At 62.2% G+C, this 13,041-nt stretch carries 5 protein-coding genes; 2 read left to right on the top strand and 3 right to left on the bottom strand.

Annotated features, from left to right (window positions below; genetic code table 11):
- Positions 1-306: 306 nt before the first annotated feature.
- The gene (locus tag NBH09_RS08400) at positions 307-2,010 is read left to right on the top strand and encodes an OPT/YSL family transporter (RefSeq protein WP_250787690.1); all 1,704 of its coding nucleotides are present in this window, start codon (positions 307-309) and stop codon (positions 2,008-2,010) included.
- A 201-nt stretch (positions 2,011-2,211) separates the two neighbouring features.
- Here the strand turns inward: NBH09_RS08400 and NBH09_RS08405 are convergent, their stop codons facing one another.
- Complete coding sequence (locus NBH09_RS08405) at positions 2,212-5,721, bottom strand: CAP domain-containing protein (protein WP_250787691.1); 3,510 nt, start codon at positions 5,719-5,721, stop codon at positions 2,212-2,214.
- 307 nt (positions 5,722-6,028) lie between these two features.
- On the opposite strand from NBH09_RS08405, the gene NBH09_RS08410 reads away from it, so the two are divergent.
- Positions 6,029-7,168 (top strand): DUF389 domain-containing protein, encoded by a 1,140-nt coding sequence (locus NBH09_RS08410; protein ID WP_250787692.1) that lies wholly within the window; start codon positions 6,029-6,031, stop codon positions 7,166-7,168.
- Between the two features lie 125 nt (positions 7,169-7,293).
- Here the strand turns inward: NBH09_RS08410 and NBH09_RS08415 are convergent, their stop codons facing one another.
- Together NBH09_RS08415 and NBH09_RS08420 are read right to left on the bottom strand one after the other, a co-directional pair.
- Positions 7,294-7,743 (bottom strand): hypothetical protein, encoded by a 450-nt coding sequence (locus NBH09_RS08415; RefSeq protein WP_250787693.1) that lies wholly within the window; start codon positions 7,741-7,743, stop codon positions 7,294-7,296.
- A gap of 496 nt (positions 7,744-8,239) precedes the next feature.
- Positions 8,240-13,030 (bottom strand): 2-hydroxyacyl-CoA dehydratase, encoded by a 4,791-nt coding sequence (locus NBH09_RS08420; protein WP_250787694.1) that lies wholly within the window; start codon positions 13,028-13,030, stop codon positions 8,240-8,242.
- Positions 13,031-13,041: the final 11 nt, after the last annotated feature.

Raw genomic sequence — 13,041 nt, forward strand, 5'->3', positions numbered from 1 at the left:
CGGCCTAGCGGGCGGCGGGATCAACCGAAGAGGAAACCAAGCGGGGGCGCCAGGCGCCCGGATGCGTCATGCCGAAATGGCGCGAAGCACGCGGTTGACAAAACTATAGAGACACGTCCCAGAATAATCATCCTTTGGCCGAGCCTGGGTCAGCTAAAAAAGCCCCGTCCCAAATGAGCTGCCTTGCGGCTATACTGGTGCGCGGTCGCGCGCGAGCTCACGCGGCGGCCCTTGGTAACCCGACTTCCCGCGCCGTATCCGTAGCGGCGCTCCCGGGGGAAGCGGATATACGCAAAGGAGTTCTATATGAGCAATCCCTCGAACCGCGCTTCGATGCGCGGGCAACTCACGCTGCGCGGCGTCGTCATCGGCGTCCTTGGCTGCGTGATTATCACGGCAAGCTCGGCCTACACCGCCCTCAAGATGGGCGCACTCCCCTGGCCGATCGTCTTCGCTGCCGTCATCTCGCTGTTCTTCCTTAAGCTCATGGGCAATGCCAGCCTCAACGAGGCCAACGTCACCCACACCATCATGTCCGCGGGCGCCATGGTCGCCGGCGGCCTGGCGTTTACCATCCCGGGCGCCTGGATGCTGGGCTATGCCGACCAGATCAGCTGGCTCGACATGTTTATCGTGGCACTCGCCGGCACCATCCTGGGCCTGCTGGCCACGGCACTCATCCACCGTCACTTTATCGTGGACGCCGCGCTTGAGTTCCCCACCGGCAACGCCGCGGCTCAGACCTTGCGCGCGACCGAGGCTGGCGGCAAAACCGGCAAGCAGCTCTTTGGTTCCATGGCCATCGCCGGCATCTATAGCGTGCTGCGCGACGCCCTGGGCGTGGTGCCCAGCATGCTGTGCACGCTCAACATCCCCGGCGTGACCTTTGGCATCTACAACTCGCCCATGCTGCTCTCCGTCGGCTTCCTCGTGGGCTTCGCCCCGGTCGCCTTCTGGTTTGCCGGCGCGCTGCTGGGCAATTTTGGCATCATTGTCGGCGGCACCGCTGCCGGTCTGTTTGACGTTGTGACTGCGCAGGGCATCGTCAAGTCCCTGGGCATGGGCCTCATGATGGGCTTTGGCGTCGCTGTCGTCCTCAAGGACATCCTGCCACAGGTCGCCGGCATCGTCCGCGGTCTAGCCGCCGACAGCTCCACCGACACCGACGAGCAGTCGCTCATCTCGGGCTCCCTTAAGCTCGACGCCGGCATCATCGGCCTAGGCGCTGCCGCCATCGCCGTGATCATCGCCATCGTGCTCGACCTTGGCCCCGTTCCGGCCGTCATCGTGACGCTGTTCACCTTTGTCACCACCATCATGAGCGCGCAGAGCTGCGGCCAGACGGGCATCGACCCCATGGAGATCTTCGGCCTCATCGTCATGCTCATCGTTGCCGCCTTCGCGCAGCTCGCTCAGGTCAAGCTGTTCTTTATCGCCGGCATCGTAGCCGTGGCGTGCGGCCTTGCGGGCGACGTCATGAACGACTTTAAGGCCGGTGCCGTGCTGGGCACCAACCCGCGCGCACAGTGGATCGGCCAGGCCATCGGCGGCATCGTGGGCGCCTTGGTCGCCGCCGCCGTCATGGTCGCGCTCGTCACCGCCTATGGTCCGGACGCCTTTGGTCCCGACAAGAGCTTCGTTGCCGCGCAGGCAAGTGTGGTCGCCACCATGGTCTCGGGTATCCCGAGCGTGCCGTGGTTCGCAGGCGGCTTTATCGCCGGCATCGTCATGTACTGGCTCGGCATTCCGGCCATGATGATCGGCCTGGGCGTGTACCTGCCGTTCTACATGTCACTCACGGCATTCCTGGGCTCCTGCGTCAAGCTCGCCTACGACAAGTGGTCTGCCCACCGCGACGCCACCGCTGGTCTTTCTGACGAGGAGAGGGCTGCCAAGGACGCCGCCTTCCAGGAACAGGGCCTGGTTGTCGCCAGCGGCCTGCTCGGCGGCGAGTCCATCGTCGGCGTTATCCTGGCGTTTGTCTCCGTGGGTCTGAGCCTGCTGGGCTAAGTCGAGCAGCTGCTCGACAGCAACCATATTGCCTACGATTTGCCCGGTCGGTAGCTTTCGCGGCTACCGACCGGGCTTTTTGATATCGAAACAAAGAAAGGCCGGCGCGCTGCGTTTAACAGCGAGCCGGCCTTATCGGTTAAGCTATCGAAGCGTTCCTGCTATGAACTGAAGTTCGTTGCAGAATCTACGCTCGAAACGCTACATCTGCTTGCGACGACGATCGCTCAGCGTCACACCAGCGGCCACGAGGGTGATACCGCCGATGACGAACACCTCGCCCGCAAGAGCGGAGTCATCACCGGTCTGGGCGAGCGCGGCAGGCGCAGCCTGTTTCTTGGCAACGGGGGCCTTTGCAGCAGCCTGCGCAACCTGAGGCTTGGCCTGCGGCTCAGCCTTGGGATGATACTTGTCGTACTCGGCCTGCGCGGCAGCCAAGGCATCCTTGGCATCGTCAAGCTCGGCAAGCGCGTCGGCATAGGCGTCGTTGGCGTCGGACAGCTTGGCATCGGCATCGCTCAGGGCAGCCTTGAGACCAGCGGCAGCATCGACGGCAGCCTTGTAGCGAGCGTAGGCAGCGTTCAGCTTGACCAGCTTCTCGTTGCCCGTCGTGCCCGCGGCAAGGGATGCCTTGTGGTCGACAGCCTCAAGATCGGCCTTGAGTGCCTCATCGTTGGCAAGCTCGGCCTTGGCCTTGAAGATATCGAGGTTCGCATCGACGACGGCTTCGTTGGCGGCCTCGAGCTGCTTCTGGGCATCGGCGACACCGGCGACGGCAGCGTCATAGGCGGCCTTGGCGTCGTCGACCGCCTTCTGGGCACCGGCGAAGCGCTCGAAGGCCTTGTTTGCGGTGGCAAGCTCGTCCTCGGCGGCCTTGGCCTTCGCCTGTGCGTCGGACAGGGTCTGCGTCTTGGCGGCAACTGCCTGCTTGGCGCCCGAAAGAGCGGTCGCGGCGTGCACATCTGCGGCCTGAGCCTTGTCAACGCCAGCCTGGGCAGTGTCGTCGGCCTTCTTGGCATCGTCAAGCGTGCCCTGCTTGTTCGCAAGATCCGTCTTGGCGGCATCGCACTTGGCGGCAAGGTCCTTGACCGAAGCGGTAGCGTTGTCATACGCCTCGTTGGCCTGATCGGACTTTACCTTGGCGGCGTCGCGGGCGCTGCGAGCCTTCGCCTTGTGAGCAGCGGCCTCGGCTGCCTTCGTCTTGCTGTCAGCAAGCGTGGCGTTTGCCTTATCGAGAGCTGCCTGGGCAGTAGCGGCCTCGCCCTTGGCGGCGTCGAGCTTGGTCTGGGGCGTCTTGACGTCGACACCCTTGAGTTTGGCTTCGGCGGCGTCGTATGCCGTCTTCGCGGCGGCGGTGCCGGACTTAGCCTTCTCGTACTCGCCCTTGGCGGTGTTCACGTTCGTGTCAGCCGCGGTATAGGCGTCTTGTGCGTCTTTCTGATTATTGAGAGCAGCGAGATATGCCGTATCGGCCGTGCCCAGCGTCTTCTGCGCCTCTGCCAGCTTGTTCTGAAGCTGCTTCAGCTGCTCCTTCTGCTCCTGCGTGCCGCCTGCATTGTAGGCGGAATCGATGTAGTCGTTCAGGAGCTTCTTGAACTCGGAGACTGTGAAATCAGCCTGAGTGTCATCAGCGCTGTAATCGAAGATGGTTACCTCGGAATCGGTGTTTTTACCGCTACCCGTCGCGATGCCGATAGCCACCGTAGCGGAATCGATAATGTTGAGATAGTGCCCGCAGCCGTCTCCTCTTTCCTTACCGTTCTCATCTTTTGTACCGGAATAGACATCGCGATAGTTTTGGTAGATATAGTACGAATCATAGCGATGAGCCATGAGATCTTTGCCAACCTCGCTATCCGCACCGTTCTTTTTAATCCAATTCTCGTAATTAACCTTCTCCTGAGTGTAGAGACCAGTATAGGGCCAGCCTAGGGTGTCCTCAGTCTCGCCGCCGGTATATGCACCGCCACCGCCAGCAAGATTTTCACCGTTATCCGAGTAGCAGTTCGAGTGTCCCCAGTGGTTCGACGAATATGATGCATTAAGGGCGGCGGCCACAGTCATGCGGAGGCTGACGCTGAGCGCCGACTGGCCGTTCGCCTTGCGGAGGTTGTTCTGGGTGTCGAGATATGTCAGGGCGTTTCGCATCTGCTCCAAGGAAAGCGGGTTGGTGTCGCGAGACATGTCCTGATCGACGTAATCGTCATACCACTCGGCCTTGTCATCGGCGCCGGTCAACGTCGATACGGCATCCTGGGCGTTCTTTTTCTGCGTGGCTGTGAACTGGCTGCCGCCGATGATGTAGTTCATGAAGCCGAACATACCCTGACTGATGACTTCCTGGTCAACGGTCATGTTGGACTTTAGGTCTGCAATCTGCTGCTCAAGAGCCTCAACCTGGGCATTAGCAGCGTCATAAGCCTTTTCCGCGGCGTTCGAAGCGGCGCATGCCGTCTCCCACTCGCCGCGTTTCTGCTTGCGAACTTCGACAAGCTTATCGTACGCGGTCTTCTTGTCTGCTTCGGTCTGCTGCGCCTTCTCGTATGCGGCCTTGGCGGCGTCGCGCTCGCTGGCGGCGGCGTTGTACTCCTTGTTTGCCGCATCGTATGCGGACTGGGCAGATGCCACGGCAGCGTTGGCGGCGTTGGCCTTCTCCTGCGCGGCGGTGGCGGTATTCTGGGCCGCCAGCAGGTTCGCCTGGGCGGTAGCGTCGGCATCCGTCGCGGCGTTGAGCTCCGTCTGCGCGGTCTTGAGCTCACCAGCAGCAGCGTTCATGGCGGCCTCAAGCGCACTCAGGTCAACACCCGTACCCGAGACGGCAGCATTTAGCGCGGCCTGCGCCTGGTTGAACTTCTGCTGGGCGTTATCGCGCGCGGTGGTTGCGGCTGCGAGAGCAGCGGCAGTCTCCTGCTTCTTGGCCTGGGCAGTCGTCAAAGCTGCCTCGGTATTCTGCTTTTCCTGCTGGGCGCTGGCCTCGGCAGCCTTGGCCTGGTCCAGATTGGCCTGTGCAGTAGTAACGGCCTTATTGGCGTCATCGAGCTTTGTCTGCGCGTCCTCGACGGCCTTCTTGGCGGCCTCGTACTCGTCCATACCCATGGCCTCGAGCTTGGCCTGTGCATCGTCGAGGGCCTTCTTGGCCTCATCCTGCTTTGCCTTGGCGTCCTTGAGCGCCTGGGTCTTATCCTCGACACTCTTGTTGGCCTGATCGAGCTGATCGTTGAGGTCGCCCAGCTTCTTCTGCTGCTGCTCGGTCTTTTCGACGGCCGCCTTGAGCTCGTCGATCTTCTCCTGGAGCGCGGCGACTTCTGCTGCGTTCTGCTCGATTTCGTTGTCGCTTACTGCCTGCGAGGCCTGATCCTTTTGCTGCTGCGCCTGCTTTTGAGACTGGCCCGCCGCGTCGGCCTTCTTCTGGGCGGCATCGTAGGCGGCCTGAGCGTCCTTGAGCTGCTTTGCCGACTCCTCGGCCAGCTGGGCAGCCGTCTTTACGACCGCTTGGTTACCGGCGGCAACGGTATTCTCTACAGAACTACCCCCCCCCTGAACAGAATCGCCGTTATCGGTTGACGGTGCGGCGATTGCCGCCAGCGGCGACATGAGCGGCTGAGCGATGAGGCCCGCCGTCAAAACGGTTGCGACGGCGCGGTTGGCAACGCCCTTGACGTTGACGGCCTTGGCCCTAGGCTCAAAGTGTTGTGGACTGTAGTTTGCCATGGCTTTCTCCCTTTGACACGGATGTATCCATACGCTTCAAAATGTAAGAGCTGATTTTTGAATTCTGTTGCGCAACATTGGTCACCGGCGGATTTTTTGAAATTCACGCTCTCGTGCTTCACAATTTCGTCACATATGTAGGAGCTGGTGCATCATATTTTCGCGGGATGGAATTGAGCCTGTGATTTGCATTTGCTCCCGCGTCATCCGTCCTATCGGATCCCGCGTCCAACAGGCACCCCGCCCGCCACGGTGTAGAGTTAGAACAACGGGTGCGTTGCGCGGACCGCCCTGGAACGAGGTGGACATGGAACTCGACAAACAACAGATCAAGCGACTACGCGAACGCCATCACCGGCGCCACGGCATCCGCCCTGCCCATAGCGAGGCAGCTGAGCAGGCAGGTCGCTTTCTAAAGAGGGCGTTCAACATTCGCGAGGGTCGCGCGCCCTACCACGTGATCCGCAAGCGTTTTGTAAACGGGGCGCGTCTGACTGGCTCCCACCTATGCATCCTCATCATCGCCATGCTCATCGCGAGCATCGGCCTCGATATCGACTCGGATATCGCCATTGTAGGCGCCATGCTCATCTGCCCGCTCATGGGCTCGGTCCTTGCCATGGCATACGGCATCGCCACGCTCGACCGCGAGATTACCGTCGAGGCCATCGCGAGCTTGGCTCTACAGATGGCCTTTTGCCTGGTCACGTCCACGTTGTACTTTAAGCTCTCACCCCTTGGCACCACCACGGCCGCCATCATCGACAATTCGACACCGACCGTGTGGGACCTTGCCGTCGCGCTCGCGGGCGGCTTTGCGGGTGGCCTGGGCAACTCGCGCGACCAGGAACCCGCCACGCTTATCGCCGGCGTGGCCGTTGCGACCGCGCTCATGCCGCCCCTGTGCGCGGCGGGCTATGGCATCGCCATCGCAAGCGGGCCACTGTTTCTCTCGGCGCTCTACGAGTTTGGCATCAACGTCGTCTTTATCGCGCTGGCTGCCGAAGCTGTGCTGCTTCTTTTGCGCGTACCGCTCAAGCGCGACCTCAACGGCGACGGTATTGTGACTGCAGAAGAAAACGCCGAGGTCGACGAGCTATCGCGCAAGGTGCGCCGCCGCATCATCGTGGGCACGGTAGTCTTTGCTATCCCCTGCATCGTTATGACGGCGGGGTCTATTGGCTCGGCGCAGGCCGGCGTGCAGGACGGCTACGGCGTCACCGAAACCACGCGCGAGCTTGCGGCGGTGCTGCCAGGCTTTAAGGATTACACCGTCGCCGTCGAGACCTCGGCCACCGAAGGCGACGAGGAGGGTATCGTCGAGCGCGAGATTGTCGCCCATGTGACGACAAGCGAGGCGCTTGGGGCGCACGACCGTCACGTCGCCCGCAAGCTCATCGACCTCAATGTGCCCGAACTCGATCGCGTGGAGTTTGACGTGAAGTGATGCCGGCGCGGGATGAACGCTCGCACGGATGCAAGCTACGACGAGGCGCAGACGCGATACGGACACGAGCAAATAGCGGGGTGCAGTTCACACCCGCGCCCCGCTCGCTGTTTTATTGCCGTGAATCAACTGTCCAGATCGACATCGCCCGACTCCACCGTAAACGCAGGTTTGGTGCTCACCAGATAAAATCGGGTCACTTTGCTATTTCTAAATAGATAGAGCTGGCCCTGCTCGCGTCGGCGTGACACATACGCCACGTGGACCGTACCGAATTCTTCGCCGTTTTCCTTCTTTAATATCAGGATGTTGGGGTCATCCGTACGCTTAAACTGCCCGTCTACGCAGCTGCCGTCTTTGTCGACCAGTTGCCACCGATGGTTATCCTCTTCAAGAAAGGCCAGGGTTTCCAGACTCGTCTTGTCGTCCCGATAGTAACCGTCAATGGCAAACCCTTCGGAAGCGCATTCCTGCATATAGGACGTTTCTCGACTTATAGCAAACAGCCCTGTAGCGCCCAGGAGCACAGCCAGGCAGACCACTGCAAGGGTTATCGAAATAGTACGGCGACCCATGTTAGCCCAACCGATAGTTGTTTAACGGAGCGTGAAACATACCTGGAACCTCCGATATCAGGGGGAACGTCGCCAGCAGGCTGGCGACAACTATATGTTTCTGACATCAAACCATATGGCTGCCACTCGCGGAGGGGGCATCGGCGAACGGCGTGTTTTCATACTCCATTGGTCAAACCTAAGCGCAGCGCTACAGCTCGTACTTGTACACGCGGTAGATGTACTTCTCGGCTTCCATCTCGTAGGTGGCGATGGGCAGTCCATAGCGATCGTCTCGTCGTTTGGCAGATAGGTCACACCGTGCTGGCCTGCGTTGAGCGAAAAATCGCCTTGGGCCTGCAGTAACTTGTCCTCAAAGCCCAAACCGGCCCAGAAATCGGGCGAGCCCACGGAAGGCTGTAGCAAGGTCATTTGCGCAACATATGTCCAGCAAAAACGGGTGGTAGCCGGTACGGCCACCACCCGTTTGTCTCATATCTAGCCCATAGCAGGCAAGCTACTTCTTAATGCCGCGTCCCAGACGCTTGGCGACCGATGCAACGGCCTCCTCGCTGGCCGGCCCGCAGCTCACGCAGCCATCATGGGCACGCATCTGGCCGGTGACCTCGTCCATTGCGAGCGGCGCCACCTTCTCGAGCTTAAAGCCCTTGCCGGCGCGCATGTTCTCCTTCGCCACGCTAATCATAAGCTTAATCCGGTTGAGCTGGTTGACCTCGGACGCGCCAGGGTCGTAGTCCACCGCGACAATGTTGCTCTCGGGATGCTGGCGGCGCAGCTCCTTGATCACGGCCTTGCCCACCACGTGGTTAGGCAGGCACGCGAAGGGCTGCGTGCAGATGATGTTGGGCGCACCATGGTCGATCAGGTCGAGCATCTCGGCCGTGAGCAGCCAGCCCTCGCCCATGTTGTTGCACACCGAAAGCACCGTGCGGGCCTTGTCGGCCATGGTGCCGATGCGCTCGGGCGCCTCAAAGCGGCGGGACTTTTCGAGCATCTCCTCCACCGGCGTACGCATCCAGTCCACCAGCTTAATGAGTGCCTGCATGCTAGCGCGCGCCGTGGCAGAGCTTCCCAGCTCGTCTTTTTGCAGCTCGGCATTGCTCATGGAGTACAGGAAGAAATCGAGCAGGCCCGGCACCACAGCCTCGCAGCCCTCGCGCTCGATGACATCGACCACGTGGTTGTTGGCTGTGGGGTGGAACTTGACCAAGATCTCGCCGACCACGCCCACGCGCGGCTTGGCGCCCTCGCCCACAAGCGGCATGGTGTCGAACGCGCGGATGGCTTCGCGGCACAGCTTGGTGTAGTTATGCCTGTTGAACTTGGGCGCCAGCTTGCGAGCGCGCGCCATGTACTCCTCGTAGAGTGCGTTGGCAGCGCCGGGAGTGGCCTCGTACGGACGGCAACGATAGAGCATCTGCATCATCACGTCGCCAAAGAGCACCGCGTAGACCGCCTGCTTGAGCAGCGCCGGCGTAATCTTAAAGCCGGGGTTGTCCTCGCCGAGCGCCACAGCAGAAAGCGAGATCACCGGGATCTCGGGGTGGCCACTCTCGCGCAGGGCCTTGCGGATAAGTGCGATGTAGTTGGTGGCACGGCAGCCGCCGCCGGTCTGGCTGATAACCACGGCCGTCTTGGACAGGTCGTACCGACCGCTCTCGATGGCCTCCATGATCTGGCCCGTTACCAGGATCGACGGATAGCAAATGTCATTGTTCACATAGCGCAGGCCGGCCTCGACGGCGTCGTGGTCGGTCGAGGGCAGCAGCTCCAAGTTGTAGCCGGCACCACGGAATACCTCTTTGACCAGGTCAAAGTGGATCGGCGCCATCTGCGGGCACAGGATGGTGTAGCCCTCCTCGCGCATCTGCTCGGTAAAGGGGACCTTGGGCCACGCGGTCGAAGCACTCTCGCGCTGCGCCTCGAACGTGTACTTGCGGCTCGCGAATGCGGGGGCATCCGTGGAGGGCGCCACCGGCGCGGCATCGCCCTGCTCGTAGGCCTCGCCCGCGGCCGTGGCCTCGGCCAGGCGCTCGGCCTCCTGGTCCTTAAGCGCGGCCATGAGCGAGCGGATGCGAATGCGCGCGGCACCCAGGTTGGACACCTCGTCGATCTTGAGCACGGTGTAGATCTTGCCGCTGGCCTCTAGGATTTCCTGTACCTGATCGGTGGTCAGGGCATCCAGGCCGCAGCCGAAGGAGTTGAGCTGGATCAGGTCCAGATCGTTGCGCATCGTCACAAAACGGGCGACGGCGTACAGGCGGCTGTGGTACATCCACTGGTCGACGACGCGGATGGGGCGCTCGGGCTTCACGAGATGCGCGAGCGAATCCTCGGTAAAGACCGCAAAGCCAAAGCTCGAAATAAGCTCGGGCAGGGCGTGGTTGATCTCGGGGTCGTTATGGTAAGGACGGCCGGCGAGTACGATGCCATGGCCGCCGTGGTCCTCGACCCACTTAAGAGCCTCCTCGCCCATAGTCTGGATGTCCTCGTGGAAACGCGCATCGGCCTCAAAGGCAGCGTTGACGGCGGCATCGACCTCGGAGCGCGTGATTTTAGGACCGCGCACGCGACCGCGACCGGCCTCAGCATCGGCCACACGGTCGACGGCGAGCACCTGGTACAGGCGGCGCTTGAGCTCGGTCTTGTCGTGATACGGCACAAACGGATACAGGAACTCGATGTTCTGCTCGCGGATCTCGTCAATATTGAGCGCCAGCGCCGTGGGGTAGCTCATGACGATGGGGCAGTTATAGCAGTTGCCAGCCGTCGGATCCTCCTTGCGCTCCCAACGCACGCACGGCATCCAGATGAAGTCGACATCGCGGTCGATAAGGTTCATCACATGGCCGTGGCTCATCTTTGCCGGGTAGCACACGCTCTCGGACGGCATGGACTCGATGCCCGCCTGGTAGGTCTTTTTGCTCGACTGGTCGGACAGCTGCACGCTAAAGCCCAGGCGCGTAAAGAATGCATGCCAGAAGGGGTAGTTCTCGTACATGTTGAGCGCGCGCGGGATGCCGACGGTGCCGCGCGGGGCCTCGTCGGGGCTCAGCACCTCGCGGTTAAACAGCAACTCGTTTTTCTTTTTGAAGAGGTTGGGGGCCTCGGTCTTTTGCTTTTTGTGGCCGGCGCCCTTCTCGCAGCGGTTGCCGGTAATGAAGCGCCTGCCGCCGCCAAAGTCGTTGACGGTAAGCTGGCAGTTGTTAGAGCAACGGCCGCAGCGGACATGCTTTTGCGTCACGGTGAGGTGTGCGATGTCCTCGGCCGAGAGGATGGTCGAGGTGCCGTCGGCGCCGGCGCGATCGCGGGCGAGCAAGGCCGCACCGTAGGCGCCCATGCAGCCGGCGATGTCGGGACGCACGGCATGAACGCCGGTGAGCTGCTCAAACGCGCGCAGCGTCGCATCGGACATAAAGGTGCCGCCCTGGACGATCACCTGGCTGCCGATCTCCTTGGGGTCGCGTAGCTTAATGACCTTGAACAGGGCATTCTTGATGACGGAATAGGACAGGCCGGCCGCGATGTCGCCCACCGTGGCGCCTTCCTTTTGCGCCTGCTTGACGCGCGAGTTCATAAAGACCGTGCAGCGGCTGCCCAGGTCGACCGGGGCCTTGGCATGGATGGCGGCGTCGGCGAACGCGCACACGTCCATGTTCATAGAGACGGCGAAGCTCTCGATAAAGCTACCGCAACCCGACGAGCAGGCCTCGTTGAGCATGATGTGCTCGATGACGCCGTCCTTGACGCGCAGACACTTCATGTCCTGGCCGCCAATGTCCAGAATGAACTCGACGCCGGGCAGGAACGCCTTGGCGCCGCGCAGGTGCGCGACGGTCTCGATCTCGCCGGAGTCGGCCTTGAGGGCCTCGATGAGCAGCGCCTCGCCGTAGCCCGTGGTGGTCACGTGGCCGATGGTGCAGCCGGCGGGGATGTGGTTGTAGAAATCGGCCATGATGACCTTGGCCGTGCCCAGGATGTCACCGTTGTTGTTGCCGTACCAGGTGTGCAACAGCTGGCCGTCCTCGCCCACGAGTGCGGCTTTCATGGTGGTGGAGCCGGCGTCGATGCCGATGAACACGCGGCCGGCATAGCCGTCGAGCTTGCCCTTGGGGACGACCTCGGTGTCGTGGCGGGTCTTGAACTCGGCAAAGTCCTCGTCGGTGGCAAAGAGCGGGTCCAGGCGCTCGACCTCGGCACCCTGCGTGTCACCCAGGGCATCAATGGCCTCGATGAGCTGCGGGAACGTGCTGAGCTTGTTGGACTCGTGCGCCATGGCGGCGCCGCTCGCCACAAACAGGTGAGCGTTTTGGGGCACGATACGGTGCTCCTCGTCCAGGCTGAGCGTGAGGTAGAAGCGGTGGCGCAGCTCGAAGAGATACTGCAGCGGGCCGCCCAGGAAGGCGACGTTGCCGCGGATGGGACGGCCGCACGCCAGACCCGAGATGGTCTGGGTCACGACGGCCTGGAAGATGGAGGCGGCCACGTCCTCGGGGCGGGCGCCCTCGTTGAGCAGCGGCTGCACGTCGGTCTTGGCAAAGACGCCGCAGCGGCTGGCGATGGGATAGATGGTGGTGGCGTTGGCCGCGAGCTCGTTGAGGCCGCTGGCATCGGTGTGCAGCAGGGTGGCCATCTGATCGATGAACGCGCCCGTGCCGCCGGCGCAGGTGCCGTTCATGCGCTGCTCGATGCCGTTGTCGAAGTAGATGATCTTGGCATCCTCGCCGCCCAGCTCAATGGCGACATCGGTTGCCGGGATGAGGGTCTCGACGGCGCGTTTGCTGGCGATGACCTCCTGGACAAACTCCAGGTCGAGCCACTGGGACAGCAGCAGGCCGCCCGAACCGGTGATGGCGCAGGTCATTTGGGCAGCCGGCAGCACGGTCGCAGCGCCCTCGAACAGGTCGCGGGCGCAGGCACGGACGTCGGTGTGGTGGCGCTGGTACTTGGCGTAGACGATCTGGTTGTCGTCGTTGAGCACGGCGAGCTTAACGGTGGTGGAGCCCACGTCGATGCCCAGGTGCAGGTTGCCGTGGGCGTTGCCGGGGTTGAAGATCGCGCCTTCGGGGGCGTGGGCGGCGGTGGCGGCTACGGGCTCGGCGACGACGGACGTGGCTGCGTCGGCGGCAAGCGTCTCTCCCGCCGCATTCTTGGCCTCGGCAACAGCCTCGGCAACCTTTTCGGCAGCCGCGGTCGCTGCCTTCTGCGCGGCGTCCACCACAGCGGGCGCGGCCTCGCGTGCGGCAGCGACCATGCGATCCTTGATGCCCTCGACGAGTTTGCTCATTGTCTCTCCTC

The organism is Collinsella sp. BG-O-102 (assembly GCF_023656745.1).
Taxonomy (GTDB): Bacteria; Actinomycetota; Coriobacteriia; order Coriobacteriales; family Coriobacteriaceae; genus Collinsella.

Excerpts from the sequence above, each read along its gene's own strand:
- NBH09_RS08420 (WP_250787694.1), bottom strand. The coding sequence starts at position 13,030 with ATGAGCAAACTCGTCGAGGGCATCAAGGATCGCATGGTCGCTGCCGCA.
- NBH09_RS08400 (WP_250787690.1), top strand. The coding sequence starts at position 307 with ATGAGCAATCCCTCGAACCGCGCTTCGATGCGCGGGCAACTCACGCTG.
- NBH09_RS08405 (WP_250787691.1), bottom strand. The coding sequence starts at position 5,721 with ATGGCAAACTACAGTCCACAACACTTTGAGCCTAGGGCCAAGGCCGTC.
- NBH09_RS08415 (WP_250787693.1), bottom strand. The coding sequence starts at position 7,743 with ATGGGTCGCCGTACTATTTCGATAACCCTTGCAGTGGTCTGCCTGGCT.
- NBH09_RS08410 (WP_250787692.1), top strand. The coding sequence starts at position 6,029 with ATGGAACTCGACAAACAACAGATCAAGCGACTACGCGAACGCCATCAC.